The sequence below is a fragment of the Neobacillus sp. plas4 genome, assembly GCF_057221695.1.
On the sequence record NZ_CM170152.1, the window covers coordinates 4,556,805 to 4,581,774 of the forward strand.

A 24,970-nucleotide genomic window follows, 5' to 3' on the forward strand; every position below is an offset into this window, starting at 1 on the left:
GGGGGGATATCATTCTTCCAGAAAGGACCATATGAATCATTTCGTCATCTTTTTTAAGGTATCAATAAAATTTTTTCGCGAAGAAAACTGACCAATGGTTAAGTCCATTACCTGTTTATATTTATGCTGCTCTCGATAGGATCCTTCACGAATTAATCTGTTCCATTCCCGAAAAATATCTGCAGGAAAAGCCAGTGCATATAGAAATGCTTTCTCTTTTAATAATTCATTGAATTGTGAAAAACGTTCCAGCCGATCGTATGACCAATCCAAACTGGGAAGAATTCGATTTGCATACTGTAAATAATCCAACGATTGGGGACCAATACTAATTAAATCAAAATCAATAAGATGCAAAGTTCCTTTTGAATCACGTAAAAAATTATGATGAGCAACATCGCCATGGAGTATGCAAAATGGTTCATCTATAAAAAGGGACCGATCTTTTTCCATTCCGCTTAATGACCAGTTTGCCCAATCCAGAAGCTCTGCTAAGATTTTGTCATTAATAAAATACTTTAAAAATGAAATATTGGAGGAAAACATCTTCCCTCTGTCTTTCCATTTTTCAATAATTACACCTTTTGGAATTAACGTTCGATAACGTGACTCAAAGGACGAGGTGAATTGATGGAACTGTTCTAAGAGTTCAAGCCCCTCCTGCCGGTTTTTTTGAGATTTAAAGGAAAAAGGTATTTTATTTGGGGGAATATATTCCATACACCCAAAGTACGTTCCCTCAAAGAATAATGTCTCTTTTAATTGCGGCTGAACAAATAGATAGGTTTTTGTAAATCCTTCCTTTCTAAGTGTAGAAGTAAAGGCCTCTTGGAGGCGAAGTCGTTTATTGGTATGAAATCCTTTTAGCATATAAGTGTTTTTCACTGTTCTTATTAAAATAACACTTTTTCGATAGGGCACCATTTCGAGGATTTTTTCACTAAATTGCGAGCGTAAATAAGAGAGGAGACGAATGAAGTAATCATCGTCTCCTTTTTGATTAAAAGTCATACTCATTGCTTTCATCTTCGTATCGCATCATTCCATCCATCGGTCCCATTCCATAAGGGTTCATGAACGGAGGCTGCGCTGCATTTACTGGTCCTGTGTATGGTGCACTATATATTGGAGGCGTGGGCGGAACAAAGTTCTGCTGCGGAATGGCTGCTGGTTGTGGACCGCCACAGCCACAGTCACCACCTGACCCAGCCGGTATGCCTCCCTGGGCAGGATATGGCTGTTGCATTGCTGGCATTTGTTCACCGGCAAAAGGCATTCCCATATCTGGTAATTCAAAATCTTCCCTTCCCATTACCTGTGGGGCTGAACCCATTTGTGGATAACCGAATGGCATTTGACCATATGGTCCTCCCATTCCCGGTTGACCGAAGCCTGCCCCCATTGGACCACCCATTCCTGGCTGACCGAAGCCTGCTCCCATTGGACTTCCCATTCCTGGCTGACCGAAGCCTGCTCCCATTGAACCTCCCATTCCTGGCTGACCGAAGCCTGCTCCCATTGGACCTCCCATTCCTGGCTGGCCGAAGCCGTGACCCATTTGGCCGCCCATTCCTGGCTGACCGAAGCCGTGACCCATTTGGCCTCCCATTCCTGGCTGACCGAAGCCGTGACCCATTTGGCCTCCCATTCCTGGCTGACCGAAGCCGTGACCCATTTGGCCTCCCATTCCTGGCTGACCGAAGCTGTGACCCATTTGGCCTCCCATTCCTGGCTGACCGAAGCCGTGACTCATTTGGCCTCCCATTCCTGGCTGATCGAAGTCGTGACCCATTTGGCCTCCCATTCCTGGCTGACCGAAGCCGTGACCCACTTGGCCTCCCATTCCTGGCTGACCGAAGCCGTGACCCATTTGACCTCCTATTCCTGGCTGACCGAAGTCGTGACCCACTTGGCCTCCCATTCCTGGCTGACCGAAGCCGTGACCCATTTGACCTCCTATTCCATGCATACCCTGCATTTGTTCCTGATACATTGCTGCTGGTGAGCCAACTGGCATTTCAGAGCTTTCATCAAAAAATGGCATTTGCTCAAAATTTTCAGGCATCTCACCGCCCATCGGCATTTGTCCCATTCCTGGCATTTGGCCGCCCATCGGCATTTGTCCCATTCCTGGCATCTGGCCGCCCATCGGCATTTGTCCCATTCCTGGCATCTGGCCGCCCATCGGCATTTGTCCCATTCCCGGCATTTGGCCGCTCATTGGCATTTGTCCCATTCCCGGCATTTGGCTGCTCATTGGCATTTGATCCATTTCCGGCATTTGGCCGCTCATTGGCATTTGACCCATTCCTGGCATTTGGCCGCCCATTGGCATTTGACCCATTCCTGGCATTTGGCCGCCCATTGGCATCTGCCCCATTACCGGCATTTGGCTGCCCATTGGTAATTGTGGCATGAAGGAAGAAGATTCATCAACATATCCATGCTGCATAAATTCTGTTCCAGCAACTCCTGGCATTCCTCCAGGTTGATTAGGCAGCATATTAGGCATAGGCTCCATTGCTGCTCCTTGCACTTGAGAATATGGCATGAACGACATTGGCGGACAAGGAGGCGGCGGACACCATTGTGGTGGTGGCGGGCAGAATCCTGATCCAGGCATAATCGGTGTTACAGGTACACAGTAATCCTGGGGCATTTGCATTTGCGGCTGCATTAGCGGCTGCTCCATGAATGGAGATACCTCAGGCATTACTGGGTTTTCTTTCTGTGGTACTTTTACTTCTGGAAGTATATTGGCTGGTTTCGGCGGCAGTTGAGGCTGTTTAACCTCAATATTGGACATATTGTTCATATAATAGTTATTAATATCAATTTCTGGAATGATTTGCAGAGGCATTTTTGGAGTATATGGTGTTTTAGGTGTTTCCATAATTGGAGTTTTTACTGGTTCTTTTATTGGTGCTTTTATTGGTGCTTTTATTGGTGCTTTTATTGGTGCTTTTATTGGCTCTTTTATTGGTTCTTTTATTGGTTCTTTTACTGGTATTTTTACAGGCACTTCCTTCTTAGGTACTTCTTTGATAGGGATCTCTTTTACAGGTTTTTCTTTAATTGGAATCGGAATTGGAACTGGGATTGGAACTGCTTTTGGAACCTCTTTAATTGGAACTTCCTTTTTTGGAGCTGTTTTAATTGGCATTTCTTTTGGTTTCTCTTTGGTAATCGGCATTTCCTTTTTGGCGCCTAAGTTGATTGTGGCCCCCGGCTTTGTTCCCATAGGCGCTTCTTTTTTTATATTTCCACCTGTTGTTGGGACTTTAATTTTCATACCGGGCATAATCATATCAGGGTTGCTGAGCTGTGAATTCATCTTTTTCAGCTCTTCAAAATTCACGCCGTACTTCTTGGCGATTTTCCAAAGAGTATCCCCTTTCTGTACGATATGGATCTTCACTCTGATTTCCCTCCTATGCATAAGTCCATATATTCTATGTGATGATAGGCAAAGTGCTAACATTCTTCAGAAAAACTTATGCTTTTTTTCGGAAGAATATGAATCAACCAGTAGGAAAATAAAAATAGATGCAATTATTAAAAATTGCACCTACCTTATTATTATGCGTTTTGTAACATACGTTCCAGCGCTAATTTTGCATTTTCAGCAATTTCCGGAGCGACCTTAATCGTATTATTTGTCTCCTCTAATGTATCTAAGCTCCACACTAAATGCGGAAGATCAATTCGATTCATCGTTAAACATGGACACATCGCTGGATTTAAAGAAATAATTTTTTTATCAGGATGATTCTGAATGAGGCGATTAACGAGATTCATTTCGGTTCCAATTGCCCATTCAGAGCCCGGCTCTGCTTTTTCAATGGCATTAATGATATAACTTGTTGAACCTGCCATATCTGATAGTTCGACAACTTCACGACGGCACTCAGGGTGTACAATAATCGTCATGTTAGGGTATTGGCTGCGTGTTTCATGGATATTATGAACGGTAAAATTCTCATGTACAGAGCAATGACCTTTCCAAAGGATAACTTTTATTTTCGAAGTGTCACCTTCGTATTCAAGCTTATTCGTAATTGGGTTCCAAACAGCCATTTCATCTAAGCCAATGCCTAAGTCATAAGCAGTATTCCGTCCTAAATGCTGGTCTGGTAAAAATAGAATTCTTTCTTTTTGAGTAAATGCCCACTTGACCATGGTCTCGGCATTAGAGGACGTTACGCTCGCCCCTCCATGTGCTCCGACAAAAGATTTAATCGCAGCGGTTGAATTCACATAGGTTAAAGGCAAAATCGTATCTCCAAAAATCCCTTGGAGAATTACCCATGCCTTTTCAGTTTGATCAAGGTCAGCCATGTCCGCCATCGAACAGCCAGCACGCATATCAGGCAAAATAACCTTTTGGTTATCGTTAGTTAGGATATCTGCTGTTTCCGCCATAAAATGAACACCGCAAAAAACAATAAATTCTGCTTCCGTATTTTCAGCTGATAATTGAGCCAGTTTTAAAGAATCTCCTGTAGCATCAGCAAACTGAATTACTTCATCTTTTTGATAGTGGTGGCCAGGAATGAATAACTTTGAGCCTAATTTACTTTTCACTTCAACCACTCTAGCTTCTAATTCTTCCTTCGACATTTGTTTATACTTTTCAGGAATCATTTTATTTTTTTGCATGGCTGCTAAAATACTCATTTTTATTCCTCCCCTTCCTTTACTAGAACTTTAACGCTTATATCAAGGGCTTTATATGAATGTGTTAAGAAACCTAGTGAAATATAGTCAACACCTGTATCACGATAGCCAGCTAAATTAGCCAATTGTATACCGCCAGAAGCTTCGGTTATAAATCCTGAAGGAACCAATTTGATAAGTTCTTTAATCTCTTCTGGCGTACGATTATCAAACATAATCACATCTGCTCCAGCGCTGACAGCTTCTCTCACTTGTGCCTCTGTTTCAACTTCTACTTCTACCTTCACCATATGACCGGCTTTTTTTCGAACACTTTCAACTGCATTTGTAATAGAGCCCGCAAACGAAATATGGTTGTCTTTAATCATAATACCGTCATATAAACCAAAACGATGATTAAAGCCTCCTCCAGCAGTAACGGCATATTTTTCAAGCATTCTTAAGCCGGGTGTTGTTTTTCGCGTATCGCAAATTTTGGTATGGCCACTGTCCAATGTTGAAACAGCGTTACGTGTAAGTGTCGCAATCCCGCTCATTCTTTGGATAAGGTTAAGAACCACTCTTTCCCCTTTTAATAAATCAGCAATCTTTCCAGAGGCTGTTGCAAGTTTCTGACCAAATTCAATGTTTTGACCATCCTTCACAAAAAGCTTCGTTTCAATGTCTTGATTCAAAAGGTTAAAACCTGTTTTAATAATTTCTTCCCCACAAAAAATTCCGTTATCCTTTGAGAGGAAAACAATTTCTCCTGTTGTATCATCCGGAAAAATTAGATCGGTTGTGATATCCTGTTCTCCAATATCTTCAATAAAAAATTGCTCAAGTAGCGAGCGCAGTTTCAACGTGTTCATGGTTTGACCCCATTCCCCAGCTATTTTTATGAATAATTGATTTCTTTAACCAATGTTGATCGTCTTCCATTGGATAATCACTTCGAAAATGACCCCCACGGCTTTCTGTCCGTTTCAATGCCGAGTCGGTAATGAGACTCGCGATTACGAGCATAAAAATCTTTGTCATCTCTTCAAAGGAATAAGCCTTGAGATCATTTATTTGATGGATATTAAAAGTATCCAGCCATGTTTTTTGCTTTTTAAGATTGACCTCGTTCCGGACTATTCCTACCCGTTCCATCATGGAATTCTTAATTTCTTGTTTCGTTGGTAAGCTTACTTTTTCATAAGGCGTATAAGGACGAACTGCTTCTATCCGAGGGTAGTCTTCATTTACGGCCGTATTTAGCCATGAAGATAGCTTTTCACCCATATATAAACCTTCTAATAACGAATTGCTTGCTAGACGGTTGGCGCCGTGCAATCCCGTGCAGGCCGCTTCACCAATTGCATATAAGCCATTTATGGATGTTCGCCCGTAAAGGTCGGTTTTGATTCCTCCCATTAAAAAATGACTACCGGGAGCTACCGGGATTTTGCCATCAGATAACTGAAGCCCATTTTCCTCACAAATGGCCGTTATCGACGGGAATCGCTGTGAAAAATTTTCTATATTACGAATATCTAAAAATACGTTATGTCCATTTTTAAGATATTCATAGATTTTCTGTGACACTACATGCCTTGGAGCTAGATCCTTTTGCGGATGAACACCTTCCATAATCCGCGTTCCGTCCTCGGTTACTAGGATGGCGCCTTCACCGCGAACCGCTTCGGAGATGAGGCCTTTTGTTTCACCATTCAAGTAAAGAAGCGTCGGATGAAATTGAATAAACTCCATATCGGTCACTTCTGCACCTGCCATGTAGGCCATTGCAATTCCATCACCTGAGACGGTTTGGGCATTAGAGGTATACGTGAACAATTGACCACAGCCGCCTGTAGCTAAAATTGTATTCCGGCTGTAGTAGTTCTTTATCGTACCATCAGGCATTTTTGCTTTTAAACCGATACATCGTTTCTCTGCATTCAACAACAGCTCATAGGCAAAAACATTTTCTTCGATTGTGATATTGTCCTTTAGCGTTGTTATTAGGAACTCAACCATATTCTTGCCGGTTGCGTCACCTCCGCCATGAACAATTCGCTTTTCACTATGGGCCCCTTCCATCCCCAAAAGCAATTCACCATTTTGATTTTTATCAAAAACAGATCCTTGTTCAGCAATGAACTTGATGAGCCCAGGTGCAGCATTTATAATTTCCTCGACTGCTTCTCTATTATTGTGATATCTTCCTGCTTCCAGCGTATCAGCAACATGTTTCGATGGATGGTCATGAGTGCCAACCGCAGCTGCAATACCACCTTGAGCAAGATAAGAATTGGCTGTTCTCATTTTCTCTTTTGTGAGTATCCTCACATTCAAATCCTTATTTAAAAGTGAGGCTAACTGAAGTGCAGCTATCCCACTTCCTAAAATTAACACATCATCATTTTTCATCATTTTGACTCCTCCTGGATTAACAGGTGTCTTGACATCTATATTTACATAGAATTAAACTAAATACAAGAAATTTTTTTCAAAAAGCGGAAGCGGCATTTAAACTCCTCGGAAGAGCTAACGCTTTTCTTTCGTTCAATGCAAAGCTTCTCTAGTATGCTAGGCAAAATACAAGTATTGGAGATTACAAATGATATATTTTGATTTTGCGGCCACTACTCCTTTAGATTCAGAAGCAGCCGAGGTTTTTGTTCAGGCTTCAACTGAGTACTTTGGAAATTCAAGCTCGCTTCATGATATCGGTGGACAGTCACAGGACTTATTAGAAAATTGCCGTGAAGAGCTGGCAAATTTAGTAGGTGTAAATAAAAAAGGCTTGTACTTTACAAGCGGTGGATCTGAGGGGAATTTCTTAGCCATTGAGGCTCTTTTGTCCGCTCCTAAAAAACAGGGAAAGCACATCATTGCCGGAATGGCAGAGCACTCTTCTATTCATGGTGTCCTAAACCGTTTAGGAGGGTACAATGTTACCTATTTACCTTTTAATCCATCTGGTTTAATTGACATAGATGAGCTGGTCCGAGCCATTACCCCTGACACCGTATTAGTGGCGATACAGCATGTTAATTCAGAAATTGGAACGATTCAGCCGATTGAAGACATCACTCGCATTTGCGAAGAACAAGATATTCATTTTCACAGTGATTTTGTTCAGTCCTTTGGAAAAGTTGACCTGAAAAGGATTGCCCCGCTGGTTAGCAGCTTTTCTTTTTCAGGTCATAAAATTTATGGTCCAAAAGGGGTTGGCGGTGTCTATATCGACCCAGCCATTTCCTGGAAGGCTTTTTTCCCAGGGAGTTCACACGAAAAAGGATTCCGACCTGGAACCGTAAACGTTCCTGCAATTGCGGCAATGACTGCAGCTGCGCAAAAAATAAATAACCAAATTGCGAGTAATCAGGAGCGGTTCCTATCTTTGCGTGCCGATTTTATTGAGTCGCTTGAGTCTATTAAGGAATTTGTCCATCTTCATCAAGCAAATATCAATTCACAATTACCTTCTATCATTGGTTTACGAATCGCCGGAATTGAGGGACAATGGATGATGTTGGAATGCAACCGGTTTGGATTCGCGATTTCTACCGGTAGTGCTTGTCAAATCGGCATGCAGTCACCTGCAAAAGTGACACAGGCCTTAGGGTTAAGCAAGCAAGAAGCAAAAGAGTTTATCAGAATTTCTTTTGGGAATTCAACCAAGAGGGAAGATGTTATAAAGCTTGGGGAAACTATAGTCAATATCGTAAAAAAATTTAAAAACTAAATAGGGTACTGAGAAAGATGAGGTGAATATGATGGCAGAGCAGAAAAAGAGATTAGGAGATGAAAGGAGAGCTTTCATTCTAGAGCTGCTTAAAGACAGCCCTACGCCGCTAACAGGAAGTGAGTTAGCCACACGAACAAATGTAAGCAGGCAGGTGATTGTCGGCGATATTACACTCCTTAAAGCAAGAGATGAGCCAATCATTGCAACTAGCCAAGGTTATCTGTATTTTAAACAAAACACAGGTGCGCCATTATTTGAACGGACCATTGCCTGCAAACACTCACCGGATGACACTGAAAATGAGCTAAATTTAATGGTGGATCATGGTGTATTAGTCAAGGATGTAAAAATTGAGCATGGAGTTTACGGAGATTTAACAGCCTCGATTATGGTATCCAATCGCCAAGAGGTAAAACAATTTTTAGAAAACATGTATCAGACAAATGCTTCGTTATTATCGGAATTAACGGGAGGCATTCATCTTCATACGATTGCAGGATCCAGTGTTCAAATTCTAGACAAAGCTGAGGCGGCTTTGAAAGAAGCTGGGTTTTTGATTGAATATTAGATTGTAACTATAAAAAGTGGCCCATACTTGGGACCACTTTTTTACTATCGTAACTTTATAGTGACCGTAGCCTTGGTTGAAACAGCACATGGGTAACTATAGAGCTCTTATAGTGACCGTAGCTTTGTTGGAAATAGCTTTTGGGTAACTATAGAGCTCTCATAGTGACCGTAGCCTTGTTGGAAATAGCTTTTGGGTAACTATAGAGCTCTTATAGTGACCGTAGCCTTGTTGGAAATAGCTTTTGGGTAACTATAGAGCTCTCATAGTGACCGTAGCCTTGATCCAAATAGCTTTTGGGTAACTATAGAGCTCTTATAGTGACCTTAGCCTTGTTGGAAATAGCTCTTGGGTAACTATAGAACTCTTATAGTGACCTTAGCCTTGTTGGAAATAGCTTTTGGGTAACTATAGAGCTCTCATAGTGACCATAGCCTTGATCCAAATAGATTATGGGTAACTATAGAGCTCTTATAGTGACTGTAGCTTTGGTTGAAATAGCACTTGGGTAACTATAGAACCTCTTCCTATGTCAGAACCGATGATGGAATGTTTAGGGTTCCAAAAACAAAAAAACAGTAGGATTCACTCGAATTCCCACTGTTTTTACTGTTATTTAATCATCTTCGATGGGTAGCTCCCCAGTAACCTCACTCCACATCCTAGTGCTTCGAGCTCGGCCATTGCGCCCGGAATCAAAACCTCATCAAGCTTCATTTCCAAATCAATAATAAAGAAATAATTGCCTATTCCTGTTTTCATTGGTCTTGATTCAATTTTTGACAAGTTAATTTTCCGCCAAGCGAAGGCAGATAGAACCATATGCAGCGTTCCAGCTTTGTCAGTTGGAAGGGTGACCATTAGTGTTGTTTTATAATGGTTGGACCCGCTAAGCTCTTCAAAATTAAGCGCTTGTTCTGAGAGAACGAAAAACCGAGTATGATTGTGATCGAAGTCGTGAATATCCTTTTGTACAATCGACAAACCGTATTCTTCAGCGGCCAATTCATTGGCAATCGCAGCCACTCGTAATTCCGGCTGATCTTTCACCATTTTGGCTGCAGCAGCCGTGGAGCTTACACTTTCATAAGGAACCCCATTTAACTGAGTATGTAAGAACTTATGGCATTGCGCAATCGCATGGGAGTGACTAAATACCTTATTTACATCCTGCCAATTTTCGCGATTATCCGGGTGAACCATTAAATGCTGCTTAATAGGGATAGTAATTTCCCCAACAATCGGCAATTGAACAACATGGGTTAAATAATCTAATGTAATATTAACGGTACCTTCCAGGGTATTTTCCACAGGAACAACCGCAACTTCTACCTTTTCACTAACCACAGCATCCATGGATTCGGGAATGGTTCGAAATGGTTCAAGCTCAAATCCAGGAAAAACTTTCTTCACCGCTATTTCGGTGAATGTTGCCTTTGGTCCTAAAAAACCAACTCTCATGATTTCATACACTCCCTAACAAAATCTCTATCTACTGTTAAAATAAACTTAAGCGCCTGTTCCAAGTACTTCCACTTTTTCTACAAATTCAAGCTTCCGTAATTCAGCAAGCAACTCATCTATGTCAGTTGAAATCTCGGTGGTATTGAGCGAAAGTGTAACGTTTGCCCTTCCTTGCAATGGAATGGTTTGATGTATAGTCAACACATTGCAGCCAGAAGAAGCAACAACACCCAGTAGTTTCGAAAGTGTACCTGAACGGTCCTCAAGATGAAAAAAGAGTGTCACCAATCGTTCCTTTACAATCGTGGAAAACGGAAATACCGTATCCCTATATTTGTAGTAGGCACTTCTGCTTAAATCAACCTGTTGAACGGCGTCCCAAATCGACTCAGCCTTGCCTCGTTCAAGCATCTCTTTTACATCAAGTGTTTTCTTCATCGCTTCAGGCAAGACATCTTCTCTAATTAAATAAAATTTCTTATCAAATTTTTCATTTTTCATCTCTCTACCCACCTGATTAGAAAAAGCATAGGCACCCGCCTTTACTATTCATCGGGCGCCTCAGCTAGAATTTCTACTACTCAACAAACTCAAATTCAAAGTCTAATAATTTAACCGTATCCCCGTCTTTTGCCCCTTTTTGCCTTAAGGCTTCATCGACTCCAAGACCACGAAGCTGTCTTGAAAAACGTCGAATCGATTCTTCGGTTTGGAAATTTGTCATCTTAAACAGCTTTTCAATTTTTTCTCCTGAAACCACAAATGATCCATCCGGTTCTCTGGTAATATAGAAGGCCTCTGGATCTGCCTCATGCTTATAAAGAACCCGGTTAATACCCGTTTCTTCTTCTTCATGCTCAAGTGGAAATTCTGGAGTTTCTTCGATTTTATCCGCAACCGCATATAATAGCTCTCTCAAGCCCTTTCTTGATAAAGCAGAAATCGGGAAAATCGGGAAATCTTCTTGAACTCGTTCTCTAAATTTTTGCAGATTCTCTTCCGCTTCCGGCATGTCCATTTTATTAGCAACAATAATCTGTGGACGCTCGGTTAAACGTAAATTGTACTCTTCCAGCTCTTTATTGATCGTCAAGTAATCCTCATAAGGATCTCGTCCTTCGGTTGCAGCCATATCAATGACATGAACGATAACACGTGTTCGTTCAATATGACGTAAAAATTGATGGCCAAGTCCTACACCTTCACTTGCACCCTCAATCAAACCTGGCAGGTCTGCCATAACAAAACTTCTATTATCCTCTGTTTCAACCATCCCAAGATTTGGCACAATGGTGGTGAAATGGTATTCAGCAATTTTAGGTTTTGCTGAAGAAACGACGGATAATAATGTAGATTTCCCAACACTTGGGAAGCCGACTAGTCCAACGTCTGCAAGCAGCTTTAATTCTAGGACAACATCGCGCTCTTGACCTGGTTCGCCATTTTCAGCAAGCTCTGGAGCTGGATTAGCAGGGGTCGCAAACCGCGAATTTCCGCGTCCGCCACGTCCACCTTTGGCAATGACTGCACGCTGACCATGCTCAACAAGATCGGCAATGACTTCTTTCGTTTCTGCATCCATAACGACAGTACCCGGTGGCACCTTAACAATCATATCTTTCGCATTTTTCCCATGCTGATTTTTGGACATGCCATGCTCACCACGAGGCGCTTTCCAATGGCGTTGATAACGGAAGTCCATTAATGTCCGCAGACCCTCATTGACTTCAAAAACGACATCTGCACCCTTACCGCCATCTCCGCCAGCAGGTCCGCCCATTGGAACATATTTTTCACGACGAAATGCGACCATTCCATTACCGCCGTCTCCGCCTTTTACGTATATCTTCGTTTGATCGACAAACATTTAATTCCTCCTGATTTTGACTGACAAACGAACGAAATTAAAACTTACATCACCGACATAAAGACTTCTAACCCCAGTTCGTTTTCTGAAAACTCCTTTACCATCACATCATTTTCAGATGCTTCCAGGAATTGTTCTATCAGTTCTTTTTTAATTATTATTCCGCTAAAATCAAAAAAGAAACGAACTCCATCTGATTGCGGTTGTATTGTAATTGATAAATGATTTTCTTGAAAAGCCTCTATCGCTTGATCTAATACAGAAAAGAAGGCTTTTGTCCAATTTGATAAGATGTGATCATTTATTTTCACAGCTTCTAAATCGTTCAGCACCTCGTATTCAAGCTGAAATAAATGACTCTCCCAGTTAGATTTTAAAAGCAAGGAGGCAAATTTCGGCAAATGAAAATTTGAAAGCTTAGATTCATGCTGTACTTCAATTACAATTTCATTTATATATGCTTTTGCCCGGTCAATTCTATTTAAATCCAAGTTTCCTTTGATTAGCTGCAATCGATTGAGCCAATCATGCCGTGAATGCCGCAGCACTTCAACGATATCCCATTCTTTCTCCATAATCGCTCTCCTAGCTTAAGTGTCAAAAAAACTATTTTCTGTTAGTATATCAAAAAACTTGCCAGGAGTAAGCATTTTATGCTTTTGTTTTCCAATTGAGGAAGGTATGAGGATCTTTTCAGGAGATCAAATGGAGTTCATTTGGATAATTTTTCCTTATTATTTAAAAAAGAAAACCCTAACCAATCGGGTTAGAGTTTTCACTGAAAGCTTACGCTTCTTGAGCTGTTGGATAAACGCTCACTTTTTTACGGTCACGACCTAAACGTTCAAATTTTACAACGCCGTCGATTTTCGCAAATAGAGTGTCGTCACCGCCACGGCCTACGTTTTCACCTGGGTAAATCTTTGTACCGCGTTGACGGTAAAGGATTGAACCACCAGTTACGAATTGACCATCTGCACGCTTAGCACCAAGGCGCTTTGCGATAGAGTCACGTCCGTTCTTTGTAGAACCTACTCCCTTTTTAGATGCAAACAACTGAAGATCTAATTTTAATAACATGTATTCCACCTCCTACTTTTTGAAGGTTATTTTTATGTGTTCTCCGTACTCTTCTTCAATCGTCTGCAATGAAACGATCATACCTTCTAGCAGGAGCTGAACTCTCTCATTTATATCTTCCGGAAGTTTATCTGGAAGAACACAGCGGAGAAAGCCATCTCCTTGTTCAATCTCAGGTGTAACACCAGTAATGGCGTGCACGGCATTGATTGCGCCGACGGAAACTGCGGATGCGCCTGCACAGACGATATCCTTTCCCCGATCAGCGAAGAATGCATGACCACTTATGGTAAATGATTGAATCGATTCGGATTCAGAACGATTAATTGTAATAGATATCATCTATCCCAACACCTTACGCGTTGATTGCTTCAATCACAACTTTAGTGTATGGCTGACGATGACCTTGCTTTTTACGGTTGTTTTTCTTCGCTTTGTATTTGAAAACGATGATTTTCTTAGCGCGGCCTTGTTTTTCAACTTTAGCTGTAACAGTAGCACCAGCCACTAATGGGCTTCCTACTTTTACGTTTTCTCCGCCAACGAATAAAACCTTATCAAATGTAACTGTTTCGCCTGCTTCTGCGTTAAGCTTCTCGATGTAGATAGCTTGACCAGCTTCTACCTTGATTTGCTTACCACCTGTTTCGATAATTGCGTACATACTTGCACCTCCTTATAAACTCAGACTCGCCAAATACAGGCGCTCATGCAAAAAGCAATCGACTTAAGACCTGTTCTGTGCGGTTGTAGCACGGGTGCTACAAACATAACATCGATAATTTTAACATGGTATAAGCGATAGTGTCAATAGAGTTCTCCAGCTTTTTGGGCGATCTCTTCATGATTTCCAAATTGTTTTAACACATAGTGATGATGGGGTGATGGCTGGATTGAAAAATACACTTTCATATGTATCCACTCTTCTACCATTTCTATATGTGGCAGTATTGCCTCTTTTACTTCGTTTGTTGTTTCAATTAATACCGCTTCTGCATCTGAATTCCGATGTTCAAGCAATTCCCGCTCTAAACGAAACGCCATTGTCTCCGCGCTAATAATCCGGCCAGTTCCGTCACAAACTGGACATTTCACCTGAAGAGCTTCTGACAGCGAGACTTTGGTTTTCTTCCTTGTTAGCTGCAGAATTCCAAGTGAGGTAAAACCCATTATTTTTGTTACCGTTTTATCATTCTGTAATTCGGATTCTATCGTCTCCAAGATGGAACGTTTGTCCTTCTCATTTTTCATATCAATAAAGTCAATGAGGACGATCCCCCCGATATCACGAAGCTTAAGCTGGCGTGCAATTTCGATGGCAGCAAGCGTATTTGTTTTTACCACTGTATCCTGATAATCATGTTTACCTGAGAACTTGCCGGTATTGACATCAATCACCGTTAAAGCCTCGGTTTCATCAAATATCAGATAAGCTCCTTTGTCCAGCCAGACAATTCGCTTCAACGCTTTGTCAATTTCATGTTCAATTCGATGAACAGTGAAAATATTTTCTTTACCATTATAGTAGGTTATCTTTAGATTTGGATTTCTGCTATCAAGGACTTTTTTTAAAGAAAGGTCATCGACAATTACCTCACCCTCAAACATTTGCATCATAGAATCTATGACCATTTCTGTAAATGTGTCTTTTTGAAAAATGACACCGGGCTTTTTAAGTCCAGCAGATTTCTCCTTTAATTCAATGGCTACCTGTCTAAGAGTGGTAAGTTCCTCTTCAATTTCCGATTCAGACACTGATGTACTTGATGTTCGAAAAATAATCCCTTCTTCTTCCGTTTTCAACACCATACCGATTCGGCGAAGATATTCTTTTTCATGGATAATCTTTTTCGAAACAGCAACATACCGCCCTTGCGGCATATAGATAATATTCGTTCCTGTAATCTCAATAATTCCTGTTACTCTCGGTCCTTTTGTTCCAGTTGCGTCCTTTTCCACTTGCACCAATAACTTCTCACCCTGATGAACAAAAGCTGAGACACTTTTCTTCTCTTTATCAATACTCCGTTCCGGTGATAATACATAGGAAGGGAGCACATCACGATGAAGGTAGGCGTTTTTCTCCTCGCCAATATCGATAAATGCAGCGTTCATCCCAGGCAAAACCTTGGTTACTGTCCCATAATAAATATTACCGACCAGAGATTGCTGCTCTGGTCGGTCAAAAATAATCTTTTCAACTGTATTATTTCGAACAAAAGCAAATCTCTTTTCTCTAGAAGCTGCGTTAATAATTAATTTCTCCAAACTAACATCCTCGCTTTTTTACTAATCCAGCTCCAGCGCCTAGGGGCTCGGGTCATAAGTCAATCCGTCAAGAAGGTTAAAGAACAACCTTCATGCCGGCTCGTCTTATGCCTGTCGCCCCGAGGAAAAAATGAACTTCCTTTTTCCCTGTGCACTAAGGAAAGCTCCTTAGATTAATCCTCGCAGGAACAAGCTGTGCTTGTTCCGAAGGCGCTTTCGCTTTTTTTAATTGGTGTATATATTATACCCTTTTAGTAAGAAAAGAGAAGGTCGCTGATTTTATCGGTTAATCGTTTTTCTGTAAAATAAGCATGCAGCAGTTCATTTTCATCCAACATTCCTTTTTCTTTGCCGTCACTCTCAACAATAATCGGATGTTTGCAGCCGCGTTGGAATTTTTCTAACACGTCTATCAGCAAATCTTGCTCATTGGCTTGGATGGGTTTGAGTGCTTGGAGGTCGCTCTTTTTCCCATAGTAACGCTCGAGAAGGAATCTCATAAAAATATAGCGGCGCTGCTTCCACTCGTGATAAAGAGAGAATAATAAGAAGCCGACGATAATCCATACATTTATTTGCTGTGGGGCTGCTATGAGTGTGAGAATAGAAAAAACCGCAATGCTAAGAAAAGAGATTAGCAAGGTTAAGCGGTGAGCAATCGGAAATGATTTTTTTAATGAAAGAAGCATAAAGATTAGCTTTCCGCCATCCAGCGGCCAGACTGGAAACAGATTGAATAGAAGTATCATTAGATTGTATTGGAAAAATAATTGATACAAATCTTCCGGAATAAGATTAAAAAATAATAGTGCATATGCAAGTCCAACCATCCAGATATGCTGCAGCGGACCTGCAAGCACAACAATTGCTTCTTCCTTTAACGGGCGGTTCCCATGCTCTTCCATTTCAGCCACCCCTCCAAAGGGGAGGAGGGTGATTTTTTTGATTCTCCATGAAAAAAAAGAAGCCGCAGCAGCATGCCCCATTTCATGGATAAAAATAATGCCGATTAATAGGCAAACCTCGAGGAAATGTGCTGTAGCAATGGATATGGCGATGACAATCCATAATAATGGATGTACATGGACTTGTTGTAATAAATAGATGGCTTTATTCAAAGCGAATCACCTGGATCGGGTCAATAAAATCATCGCCCTTTTTAATCGCAAAGTAATACCTGCCCTTGGTTTTGTCTTCACCTGTTGATTCTGATGCTGTACCCACGACCGTTTCTGTTTTTATAAACTCATATAGACTTACCTTTATTTCCTCAAGGTTACCGTAGGTAGTTTCTGTTTGATCCGCATGCTGAATGATAACGGTCTTACCCGTATCTTCCTTAACACCTGCAAACATAACATTTCCTTCATTCATCGCTTCCACAGGAGCCCCTTTTGTGGTTTCAATCATGACTCCCTGTCCATTCTTTTCAAAGTTTTCGAGAATCTTTCCTGAAAAAACAGGTACCACATGATCTTTTTCGACTACTTTCTTCTCTCCTTCTGTTTCTTCGCCGGTAAACGGCAGGAGAGCAAGCGGCTTGCCAAATTGATCCTCATACCATTTTGATACGGTTGCAAATTTAAAATCCTGCTCCATGGTTTTCATCACAAAATCCCGTGCTGGAGCAAATGTTGCCGTGTTTTCTCGGAAAAGTATTGCGATTACGAGAAATAGGAGAGCGGATGCCAGGATTTTAAAGATGAAAACTTCTTTTTTAAATAATGGATGTACGTCATCGTCCTTACCAACTTCATAAGATGAATAATGGTTAAAACCGTATTTTTCATCCTCCCCTGGCCAGTTTATTTCTCGTTCTGGACCCTTTCCAGATGAGCCATTGTCCTTTTTTCGCTTTGCGATTCGTCGCCGTATTTCCTCTGGTGTAGACCGCATTTCTTATCCACCAACCTTTTAAACAGCTTTTTGTACAAGTCTATGAGGTTGTCCTCAGGAGTATGACTTTAAGATTTTTTTCAAGACGATTTCGGTTTTAGTCTTATACTATCAACTACTCTTTTCGGTAATGGCAATCCATTACACTAGCACTTAACGAAAACTATAAGTTTAACAGAACATGCATTTTGCAGATAGCATAAAAAAGCCACTATTTTTTAAAAGAATTCAGATAGTTTTTCATGTTGTTTCCAGCCATTTTATAATGCTATGTTAATGGGACGATAAGCGCTTTCATTGGTTATTACTATTATGTGAAAGTAATTTATCACAGTTCTACTAACCGAGAGATTAGTAAACTACAAAATTTCACAAGAATAAAGGAGGAATTTTTTGAAATGAGAAAAAGAGTATTAACCATAACACTATTAATAATCTTATCACTGGTAACCTTAACATTGGCTGGAGCAAAATCACTTTATCCTTCAAAACCTGTTCCAACAAAAGATAGACACAACATTTCAGAAATTGTTCATCCTAATAGTAAATGGGAAAAGGTAGCCACTGGCAGCGGATTTATGGAAGGAATTAATTTTGACCGTAACGGCCAAATATGGATGGTCAGTCCGGCCACGGGCGAAATTATGAAGGTTGAGGGAGATAAGGTTTCAATTGTTGATAAAGATAAATTTCCTATCGGCGCAAAGTTTCATAAAGACGGACGCCTTTTTATCACCGATGGAACAGGTGAACTTTACGCTTTTAACACCAAAACCAAAGAGCGTCAGACCATTGTTAATTCTTACAATGGTTCGCCTTTGAAAGGACTTAATGACTTGGTATTTGATGACGCTGGAGGGCTTTACTTTACCGAGCCATTTGGATCAAGCGTAACGAATCCTGTAGGCCGTGTCTTCTATTTGCCTCCAGGCGGGACCGAGCTGCAGCTTTTTCAAGAAGGCATTGCTTATCCAAATGGTATAGCCATTTCTGCTGATGGACAGCGTGTTTATATCTCTGAATTTGGCAGCAACCGAATCATTTCAGTTCCATCGAAGACTGCGAAAGACCAGCGGGAAATGGCATTTGCTTTCTCTCAGTTTGAAGGCGGGATTGGACCAGATGGATTAGCTGTGGATAAAGAGGGTAATCTTTATGTGGCACATTTCCAAGCAGGTGAGATTGTCGTAGTGGATGCGAGTGGATTTAAGTATGGTACGATTCGCCTGCCTGAAGATGCAGGTACATTTACTACTAACCTGACTTTTCATAATGGCTATCTATATGTGACCGAGTCATTAAAAAATGAGGTTTGGCGTATCAAAGTTAAAAAAGAAGGTTTAGTGCCTTACGGTTTACAATAGACAAAGATCCTTTAAATATCTCTCGGATTCTCTGGGTCTGTCGCAAATGCGGCAGCCTTTTTTTGTACACACGTTTTTCACTCCAATTATTTTGGGGACTTTCTAATGCGTTTTGGATGTTTTCAAGTTGATTTGTAAATTTTTCTTAGACTTTTGTACATTTTTCTTAGGCTTTTGTACATTTCTTTATGGGTTTTGTACATTTAGACATTTATTACCAATTTTTTACAATTAAAATACGCTTTGATAAACTGGATAAGCCACACATTTTTATTGCTTATCCATATAATGGCTGTAAGTTAAATATATAGAGGTGAATCAATTTGTCTAATAGTCAAAACCATGACAGTTTTCGTGGTGATGTTTACGATTTAATTGAGTTAGAGCAATTATTAAAGAGTCCTCACCAAGTACTTTTTGAGGGAAAAAGTCCATTCCAGGACGTGCTCTTGCTAGAATCCAAGAATATACGCTTATACCAGAACGATCAAATAGTTTGGAATAGCTTGGATGAACGGATTTTTCATGAAGCTCTCGTCCATCCGGCTTTTATTTTAGCAGAACAACACGAACGAGTTCTAATTATCGGGGATGAATGCGGATTGGCCTTGCGAGAGGTCCTCAAATATTCCAGTGTATGCCACGTTAGTCAAGTATCACTATCCGCAGCAACCCTTCTAGCTGCCGAGAAAACACCTGAAATTTCTGAACTGAACGAAGGTTCCTTTTACGATAAACGTGTTCAAATCAGCAAAAGTATAAATGATTTCCTAAAAACAGAACAACTGCAGTTTGATGTGATAATAGCGAATCTTCCAGATCCGGAAACCGAGGAAAATTGCAAACTCTATACAAAAGAATTCTTTAGGAAGTTGTCCAATCTCCTGACTGATTGTGGAATATTGGTTATCCAGTCTGCGTCGCCTGAAGACACTCCGTTAACATTCTGGAGTATTGAAAAAACACTGCGAAGTACGGCTCTTCATACCCTTAACTATCATGTCAATGTTCCTTGGTTTGGAGATTGCGGATTTCATCTTGCTGGGAAGAAAGTTTTACAATGGTGTCAAGAGGAAAAGCCGTGTGTTCACAATCGTTCACTCCCTGAAAATCTAAAAACATGGTTTACTTTTTCGCAGCGTGTGATGTCAGCAAGGAAACAAGCGGTAGTTAACTCAATAAAATCCTTAAACCTATACAAACCTTTTTCAGAAGGTACTCAGGAACCGGAAGACAAGAAAGAACTTTGTCATCTGCTCTCCAATCCCCACACTGTGCTTTATGAAGGCGGACCAGCTGGGGATCGGGTATTAGTCTTGAAGACAAATGATGTCCGCTTATACCTAGACAAGCAGCTTCAGTTTAGTTCTTTAGATGAGCAAATCTATCATGAGGCACTTGTTCATCCAGCCCTTTCTATGGCCAAAAAACGTGATCGTGTCCTAATTGCCGGCGGCGGAGATGGGTTTGCCGTTCGCGAAGTATTAAAATACCATGATGTGAAACATATTGATTTGGTCGATCTCGATCCATTGATGATCCATCTGGCACGTAATATTTCAAATGTATCTTCCCTTAACGATAGAGCCCTCCATGATAAACGGGTATCTGTTCATCAAAAAGATATCCAGGTATTCCAAAGAGAACAAAACGAACCTTATGATGTTATCATCGTGGACCTGCCAGACCCAGGCAATGAAGTATTGAGCCGATTGTACACGGTAGAGTTTTTTAGTAAATTATGTAATTTGTTAACGGAAGACGGCATTCTTGTCTGTCAATCTCATTCGCCGGAGTATGCACCGTTTGTATACTGGAGTATCGGATTAACACTCAAGGGAACTGGTCTGAATATCCGGAGCTATCATATTCCTGTCCCTTCATTTGGAGACTGGGGGTTTCACCTCGCTTCGAAAAAGCCGCTGCAAGTAAGAAAAAGGAAAAATTATGTCCCATATTCTACACTCCCAGAAGACCTGTCAAGTTTATTTGTCTTTTCATCGAATAGCCGCTCTGTTCTGGAGAATTCACATCAGAATACCCTGTCCAACCTAAAATTACATGATATATATAAACAAGAATTACGAAAATAACTTTTAACATTTTGAGCACTATATTCAATAAACATGGACAACCGTACAATTTATTTTACGCGTAATCCCATACGATAATTTACAAAGGAAAACGGAGGGGAATGATAAGACATTGACGAAAGAAGGAAAACATATAATCATTGACGCATTTGAGTGCGATTCTGCCCATTTAGATGACATCAAATTTTTAGAAGAAATGTGTACGAAGGCTGCTCTTGACGCAGATATGGAGATTTTATACACGTACTTTCACCAATTTGATCCACAAGGTGTAACCGGGGTGCTCGTTTTATCGACTTCACATTTATCCATTCATACATGGCCTGAAGAAAAATATGTGTCACTAGATTTCTATACTTGCGGGACACTTGAGCTTACACCACAGGTAGAATTTCTTATAAAAGAATTGTCATCAAAGCGTGCAATGGTTTACTCCGTTTCCCGTGGCGTTTCTTATCCTCAAGTGATTAACTGTGAAGAAATAGACAGTTGAAATAACCTCAGAGGTGATGGTTCTGGACCTCAGATTGGTTCTACGTTAGGTGCTATTGGTGGAGCGTCACAGGTACAAGTGTACAAGCTTTGATGAATGCTGACGACGACATCGGAATTTATTTTGCAGATATTTTTTGCTCCTGGGGCAGACTGCCAAGTTATCATCGTGCAACGCTAACTGTGCATTTACTAGAGTAGCAGCATGAAAACAGGAAAAAGCCTGTCCACTTGGGCAGGCTTCATTTATTATCGTACACCAAAGAATTTTTTAATTTTACCAAACATACCTTTGTTGTTTTCTTCAAGAGGCTGCAGCGGGATTGATTCGCCAAGAATACGTCTTGCGATATTTCGATATGCAATGGAGGCTTTGCTGTTTGGATTTAAAGCAATTGGTTCGCCGTGGTTAGAGGCTTTAATGACCTCTTCGTCGTCAGCGACAATCCCAATTAACTCGATCGATAAATGGGTTGTAATTTCATCCACATCTAACATATCGCCACTCTTCATCATATGATTCCGGATCCGGTTGATTACTAATTTCGACTCCACTGTCTTAGATTTCTCGAGCAATCCAATAATTCTGTCTGCATCGCGTACAGCTGATACTTCAGGGGTTGTCACGACAATTGCACGGTCAGCACCTGCGATGGCATTTTGGAAGCCCTGCTCAATTCCTGCAGGACAATCAATAATAATATAATCATAGTCTTGTTTAAGTTCATTGATTAGTTTGTGCATCTGTTCAGGCTTAACAGCTGATTTATCAACCGTTTGCGCGGCTGGAAGCAAATATAATAAATCTTCGAATCTTTTATCCTTCACCAATGCTTGATGGATTTTGCATCTTCCCTCAACTACATCAACAAGATCATAAATGATTCTATTTTCAAGCCCCATAACAACATCTAAATTTCGAAGGCCAATATCTGTATCCACTAAGCATACTTTTTTACCTTGAAGGGCCAACGCTGTACCAATATTTGCAGAAGTCGTAGTTTTTCCTACGCCGCCCTTACCAGATGTTATTACTATTGCCTCTCCCACATTAAAGTCCCCCTTCTAATCTCGTTAAATTAGGCCTTAAATTTATTAAAACTTGCAATCTATCTACGATGATTTGATGGTTATCGTCGATGTATGCACATTCCATTTCTCGTTTTTCGTTAGTTTGTACTTTATCGGGTGATCGGTTGATACAATCATGAATCCTCAGCTGCGACGGCTGCATGCTCGAAGCCGTAATAACCGCTTGATCATTTCCGAAAACACCTGCATGAGCAATTCCCTTCAATGCACCCATAACAAAAATATTTCCGCCTGCAATTACAGTTCCACCTGGGTTTACATCCCCAATAAGCAATAAATCACCTGGGACCTCTAAAACTTGTCCAGATCGAACGATTCGAGCCACGGTGACAACTTCGTTTTCCGCTTTCAGCTTATCTGCTTCTGCTTTTGTGACAACATTGGATTCAATATCATCCACCATTAAATTCTTCTTTTGGCGTATGAGATTCTTTATTTCTTCTCGCTGAGCATCATTCAAATACCTGTTGCCCACGTCGACTTTTACAGGAGTTAAATGACGCTCAGCCTGAGTTTGCTGGTTTGCAGAAAGTTTTTCATCGAGCTCCTTTTGAAGCTCCTGAAAGGAACAGCTATCATCAAGATGAAGGACAATTCCATCCTTCGTACCTTTAATCGTAACGTTTTGTCGCTTTTTCATGGAGAAAACTCACCTCAAATAATAAGAAACACAGTAGTGCCCAGAAATTGGCACCCTACCCAAGCCAGAGACACACTTTTATTATACAATTCGACACGCTTTGTGTATTCTCCTTTTTTAAAAAGGCTGTGAATGTAAAGATTGTGGTTAAAATCTTAAAGACGATTTTAACGTGGAAATAGTATTTTGCGCTTTAGAATTTAGTTTACAGGCTCTTTTCTTATTAAATTTATTTCTTGCCGTACTTGTACAATCATTAAATTTGTTCAAAAAACAGCAAAGTTTATGAAAAGAGCTTTAAAAATTCATTCATCCCGTAAACTTTCCGCAAAACTTTCAAAATACCGCTTTAAAGGATATGCTGCAATCAACAGAAAGGCGGCATTTAAAAGGAGTGAAGAATAAAAGCGAATCTCTAAAAAGCTCATAAATTCGAGCGTCGTGATATGAATTAAAAAGTCCATTTCATAGACACCCAATTCAAGTAGGGCAATCCCCACTAAAGAAACTAAAAAGGCGACAATAATATTTGTCTGCAGCACATGCATGATTTTCGAAATAAGGTACGCAATAAATGGAAAAAGGAAAAAGTAAATGCCGATAATCTCGATCCAGACAATATCAAAAATCAATCCAAAAATGGCACCATAAATAATTCCATATTTTCTGCCTGCATAGATCGTAAGAAACAAAATTCCTGCAAACAGAAAATGCGGAGCCAATATGTAGTTTCGCCCAAATACCTCAGGAGGAATATATTGGACAAACAAACTTTCTAAAAGAAATAGGAATAGAAACAAAAGAGGAAGTAGGAATTTCTTCACAAATCCTCCTCCTCTCCACCGCCCATATCCGCCTGTGCAGGCTGAGTCATGGTTCTTTTAATCACAATAATGTTTTCCAAATCATAAAAGTCAGCACCTGGTTCTACCAAGGCTGTTTGGTTCAATCCATACTGGTCTGGCTTCACGTCAATGACTTTCCCAATTTGCAAGCCTTGAGGGAAAACTCCTCCTAAACCGGAGGTAATCACGTTTTGACCTTTTTTAATTTCAACTCCTGAAGGAATCGCCTTTATCAATAAAGCTTTTTTCTCTTCATCAAAGCCCTCAACAAGTCCAAAAATATTTGTATCGCCTTGGACAATCGCGGAAATCCGATTCTTCGGATCCTTTGCGCTCAATAATTGAACCGTTGAGCTGAACTGGTTGACAGTTTTGACTTTGCCAATCAACCCATGCGCAGTGATAACTGCCATATTTTTTTTAATTCCGTTTGTTTTCCCTTTATTGATAATAATCATTTCATGCCAACGATCAGGGTTTCTACCTATTACAGTTGCCTGTAAAGGTTCAAAATCTCTCAGGGTCTCTTCCTCACCGAGAATATCACGCAGCTCTTTATTGTCCTTTTCTAGCTCCTGTACCTGTGCTTCAAGGCTAACAAGTTTCTCCATCCGTGATTTTAGTTCTTTATTCTCTTCATATGTATTTTGCAAGTCCTGAAGATTTTCAAAGAAACCTGCCACTAAATGAGCAGGCTTTGAAACCAGGGATTGAACCAAGCCGACAGTATCCTTTAAGAATTGCTCCGGCCAGGTTAGTTTACTTCTCTCCCTTAACGAAAACCCAATCAATGCCACGAGAATAATTATGCTTACCAGCAAAACGATCAATCGTTTATTCAAGAAGAACTGTGGCATGATGATACACCTCTATTTCTTTATGTCTAGTTTCAGCACCTAGGACCTT

General features: G+C 40.6%; 24 protein-coding genes and 1 other annotated feature. Of the genes, 5 read left to right on the forward strand and 19 right to left on the reverse strand.

Annotated features, from left to right (window positions below):
* Nucleotides 1-36 precede the first annotated feature (36 nt).
* The 5 genes from AC2TFD_RS23045 to nadB form a co-directional block, all read right to left on the reverse strand.
* On the reverse strand, nt 37-1,017 hold the full coding sequence (locus tag AC2TFD_RS23045; RefSeq protein ID WP_335568523.1) for a phosphotransferase: 981 nt from the start codon (nt 1,015-1,017) through the stop codon (nt 37-39).
* A complete protein-coding gene (safA, locus tag AC2TFD_RS23050) occupies nt 1,001-3,418 on the reverse strand; it encodes a SafA/ExsA family spore coat assembly protein (protein WP_484674041.1) in 2,418 nt (805 codons plus the stop codon). The genes AC2TFD_RS23045 and safA overlap by 17 nt, the downstream gene beginning before the upstream one ends.
* Nucleotides 3,419-3,579: 161 nt before the next feature.
* Complete coding sequence (nadA, locus tag AC2TFD_RS23055; RefSeq protein ID WP_335567087.1) at nt 3,580-4,677, reverse strand: quinolinate synthase NadA; 1,098 nt, start codon at nt 4,675-4,677, stop codon at nt 3,580-3,582.
* Between the two features lie 2 nt (nt 4,678-4,679).
* A complete protein-coding gene (gene nadC, locus AC2TFD_RS23060) occupies nt 4,680-5,528 on the reverse strand; it encodes a carboxylating nicotinate-nucleotide diphosphorylase (protein WP_335512795.1) in 849 nt (282 codons plus the stop codon).
* A complete protein-coding gene (gene nadB, locus AC2TFD_RS23065; RefSeq protein ID WP_484674042.1) occupies nt 5,497-7,074 on the reverse strand; it encodes an L-aspartate oxidase in 1,578 nt (525 codons plus the stop codon). Before nadB ends, nadC begins: the two co-directional genes overlap by 32 nt.
* Nucleotides 7,075-7,261: 187 nt before the next feature.
* Here nadB and AC2TFD_RS23070 point away from each other — a divergent pair, with 187 nt between their 5' ends.
* Both AC2TFD_RS23070 and AC2TFD_RS23075 read left to right on the forward strand, forming a co-directional pair.
* Nucleotides 7,262-8,392 carry an IscS subfamily cysteine desulfurase gene (locus AC2TFD_RS23070; protein WP_484674043.1) on the forward strand — a complete coding sequence of 377 codons (1,131 nt, stop codon included), beginning with the start codon at nt 7,262-7,264 and terminating at the stop codon, nt 8,390-8,392.
* 31 nt (nt 8,393-8,423) lie between these two features.
* Nucleotides 8,424-8,963: a transcription repressor NadR gene (locus AC2TFD_RS23075; RefSeq protein WP_335512789.1), complete on the forward strand. Its 540-nt coding sequence runs from the start codon at nt 8,424-8,426 to the stop codon at nt 8,961-8,963.
* Nucleotides 8,964-9,575: 612 nt separating this feature from the next.
* Here AC2TFD_RS23075 and pheA read toward each other — a convergent pair.
* From pheA to AC2TFD_RS23125, 10 genes are all read right to left on the reverse strand, one after another.
* Nucleotides 9,576-10,424, reverse strand: coding sequence for a prephenate dehydratase (gene pheA / locus AC2TFD_RS23080; protein WP_335511030.1), 849 nt, complete (start codon nt 10,422-10,424; stop codon nt 9,576-9,578).
* Between the two features lie 48 nt (nt 10,425-10,472).
* Nucleotides 10,473-10,928 (reverse strand): ACT domain-containing protein, encoded by a 456-nt coding sequence (locus tag AC2TFD_RS23085; RefSeq protein ID WP_045523396.1) that lies wholly within the window; start codon nt 10,926-10,928, stop codon nt 10,473-10,475.
* A 76-nt stretch (nt 10,929-11,004) separates the two neighbouring features.
* The gene (gene obgE, locus AC2TFD_RS23090; protein WP_335511032.1) at nt 11,005-12,294 is read right to left on the reverse strand and encodes a GTPase ObgE; all 1,290 of its coding nucleotides are present in this window, start codon (nt 12,292-12,294) and stop codon (nt 11,005-11,007) included.
* Nucleotides 12,295-12,338: 44 nt separating this feature from the next.
* Entirely contained in the window at nt 12,339-12,869 is a 531-nt protein-coding gene (locus AC2TFD_RS23095; protein ID WP_335511034.1) for a Spo0B C-terminal domain-containing protein, read from the reverse strand.
* Between the two features lie 211 nt (nt 12,870-13,080).
* Entirely contained in the window at nt 13,081-13,374 is a 294-nt protein-coding gene (rpmA, locus tag AC2TFD_RS23100) for a 50S ribosomal protein L27 (protein ID WP_034674968.1), read from the reverse strand.
* A gap of 12 nt (nt 13,375-13,386) precedes the next feature.
* The gene (locus tag AC2TFD_RS23105; RefSeq protein WP_335511038.1) at nt 13,387-13,716 is read right to left on the reverse strand and encodes a ribosomal-processing cysteine protease Prp; all 330 of its coding nucleotides are present in this window, start codon (nt 13,714-13,716) and stop codon (nt 13,387-13,389) included.
* A gap of 13 nt (nt 13,717-13,729) precedes the next feature.
* Nucleotides 13,730-14,038, reverse strand: coding sequence for a 50S ribosomal protein L21 (rplU, locus tag AC2TFD_RS23110; protein ID WP_045523405.1), 309 nt, complete (start codon nt 14,036-14,038; stop codon nt 13,730-13,732).
* A 12-nt stretch (nt 14,039-14,050) separates the two neighbouring features.
* Nucleotides 14,051-14,133, reverse strand: a sequence feature (ribosomal protein L21 leader region).
* Nucleotides 14,134-14,181: 48 nt separating this feature from the next.
* Nucleotides 14,182-15,642 carry an Rne/Rng family ribonuclease gene (locus AC2TFD_RS23115; protein WP_335567091.1) on the reverse strand — a complete coding sequence of 487 codons (1,461 nt, stop codon included), beginning with the start codon at nt 15,640-15,642 and terminating at the stop codon, nt 14,182-14,184.
* Between the two features lie 251 nt (nt 15,643-15,893).
* On the reverse strand, nt 15,894-16,760 hold the full coding sequence (locus AC2TFD_RS23120) for a M50 family metallopeptidase (RefSeq protein WP_335567092.1): 867 nt from the start codon (nt 16,758-16,760) through the stop codon (nt 15,894-15,896).
* Nucleotides 16,753-17,538, reverse strand: coding sequence for a peptidoglycan DD-metalloendopeptidase family protein (locus tag AC2TFD_RS23125; RefSeq protein ID WP_484674044.1), 786 nt, complete (start codon nt 17,536-17,538; stop codon nt 16,753-16,755). Before AC2TFD_RS23125 ends, AC2TFD_RS23120 begins: the two co-directional genes overlap by 8 nt.
* A gap of 398 nt (nt 17,539-17,936) precedes the next feature.
* Between AC2TFD_RS23125 and AC2TFD_RS23130 the strand changes: the two genes are divergently transcribed.
* From AC2TFD_RS23130 to speD, 3 genes are all read left to right on the forward strand, one after another.
* Nucleotides 17,937-18,902, forward strand: a complete 966-nt coding sequence (locus AC2TFD_RS23130) for an SMP-30/gluconolactonase/LRE family protein (protein ID WP_484674045.1) — start codon at nt 17,937-17,939, stop codon at nt 18,900-18,902.
* A 323-nt stretch (nt 18,903-19,225) separates the two neighbouring features.
* Nucleotides 19,226-20,995 carry a spermine/spermidine synthase domain-containing protein gene (locus tag AC2TFD_RS23135; protein ID WP_484674046.1) on the forward strand — a complete coding sequence of 590 codons (1,770 nt, stop codon included), beginning with the start codon at nt 19,226-19,228 and terminating at the stop codon, nt 20,993-20,995.
* 112 nt (nt 20,996-21,107) lie between these two features.
* A complete protein-coding gene (gene speD / locus AC2TFD_RS23140; RefSeq protein ID WP_335567096.1) occupies nt 21,108-21,488 on the forward strand; it encodes an adenosylmethionine decarboxylase in 381 nt (126 codons plus the stop codon).
* Between the two features lie 248 nt (nt 21,489-21,736).
* Here the strand turns inward: speD and minD are convergent, their stop codons facing one another.
* The 4 genes from minD to mreC all read right to left on the reverse strand — a co-directional run bounded on the left by minD (nt 21,737) and on the right by mreC (nt 24,921).
* The gene (minD, locus tag AC2TFD_RS23145) at nt 21,737-22,537 is read right to left on the reverse strand and encodes a septum site-determining protein MinD (RefSeq protein WP_335511055.1); all 801 of its coding nucleotides are present in this window, start codon (nt 22,535-22,537) and stop codon (nt 21,737-21,739) included.
* 1 nt (nt 22,538) lies between these two features.
* Entirely contained in the window at nt 22,539-23,219 is a 681-nt protein-coding gene (minC, locus tag AC2TFD_RS23150) for a septum site-determining protein MinC (RefSeq protein WP_484674047.1), read from the reverse strand.
* A 305-nt stretch (nt 23,220-23,524) separates the two neighbouring features.
* Nucleotides 23,525-24,043 (reverse strand): rod shape-determining protein MreD, encoded by a 519-nt coding sequence (gene mreD, locus AC2TFD_RS23155; RefSeq protein WP_484674048.1) that lies wholly within the window; start codon nt 24,041-24,043, stop codon nt 23,525-23,527.
* Nucleotides 24,040-24,921 carry a rod shape-determining protein MreC gene (mreC, locus tag AC2TFD_RS23160; RefSeq protein WP_335511061.1) on the reverse strand — a complete coding sequence of 294 codons (882 nt, stop codon included), beginning with the start codon at nt 24,919-24,921 and terminating at the stop codon, nt 24,040-24,042. Before mreC ends, mreD begins: the two co-directional genes overlap by 4 nt.
* Nucleotides 24,922-24,970: the final 49 nt, after the last annotated feature.

Excerpts from the sequence above, each read along its gene's own strand:
- nadB (WP_484674042.1), bottom strand. The coding sequence starts at position 7,074 with ATGATGAAAAATGATGATGTGTTAATTTTAGGAAGTGGGATAGCTGCA.
- AC2TFD_RS23125 (WP_484674044.1), bottom strand. The coding sequence starts at position 17,538 with ATGCGGTCTACACCAGAGGAAATACGGCGACGAATCGCAAAGCGAAAA.
- AC2TFD_RS23070 (WP_484674043.1), top strand. The coding sequence starts at position 7,262 with ATGATATATTTTGATTTTGCGGCCACTACTCCTTTAGATTCAGAAGCA.
- nadC (WP_335512795.1), bottom strand. The coding sequence starts at position 5,528 with ATGAACACGTTGAAACTGCGCTCGCTACTTGAGCAATTTTTTATTGAA.
- rpmA (WP_034674968.1), bottom strand. The coding sequence starts at position 13,374 with ATGTTATTAAAATTAGATCTTCAGTTGTTTGCATCTAAAAAGGGAGTA.
- obgE (WP_335511032.1), bottom strand. The coding sequence starts at position 12,294 with ATGTTTGTCGATCAAACGAAGATATACGTAAAAGGCGGAGACGGCGGT.
- AC2TFD_RS23095 (WP_335511034.1), bottom strand. The coding sequence starts at position 12,869 with ATGGAGAAAGAATGGGATATCGTTGAAGTGCTGCGGCATTCACGGCAT.
- AC2TFD_RS23075 (WP_335512789.1), top strand. The coding sequence starts at position 8,424 with ATGGCAGAGCAGAAAAAGAGATTAGGAGATGAAAGGAGAGCTTTCATT.
- rplU (WP_045523405.1), bottom strand. The coding sequence starts at position 14,038 with ATGTACGCAATTATCGAAACAGGTGGTAAGCAAATCAAGGTAGAAGCT.
- mreC (WP_335511061.1), bottom strand. The coding sequence starts at position 24,921 with ATGCCACAGTTCTTCTTGAATAAACGATTGATCGTTTTGCTGGTAAGC.
- minC (WP_484674047.1), bottom strand. The coding sequence starts at position 23,219 with ATGAAAAAGCGACAAAACGTTACGATTAAAGGTACGAAGGATGGAATT.
- AC2TFD_RS23105 (WP_335511038.1), bottom strand. The coding sequence starts at position 13,716 with ATGATATCTATTACAATTAATCGTTCTGAATCCGAATCGATTCAATCA.
- pheA (WP_335511030.1), bottom strand. The coding sequence starts at position 10,424 with ATGAGAGTTGGTTTTTTAGGACCAAAGGCAACATTCACCGAAATAGCG.
- AC2TFD_RS23130 (WP_484674045.1), top strand. The coding sequence starts at position 17,937 with ATGAGAAAAAGAGTATTAACCATAACACTATTAATAATCTTATCACTG.
- AC2TFD_RS23045 (WP_335568523.1), bottom strand. The coding sequence starts at position 1,017 with ATGAGTATGACTTTTAATCAAAAAGGAGACGATGATTACTTCATTCGT.
- AC2TFD_RS23085 (WP_045523396.1), bottom strand. The coding sequence starts at position 10,928 with ATGAAAAATGAAAAATTTGATAAGAAATTTTATTTAATTAGAGAAGAT.
- nadA (WP_335567087.1), bottom strand. The coding sequence starts at position 4,677 with ATGAGTATTTTAGCAGCCATGCAAAAAAATAAAATGATTCCTGAAAAG.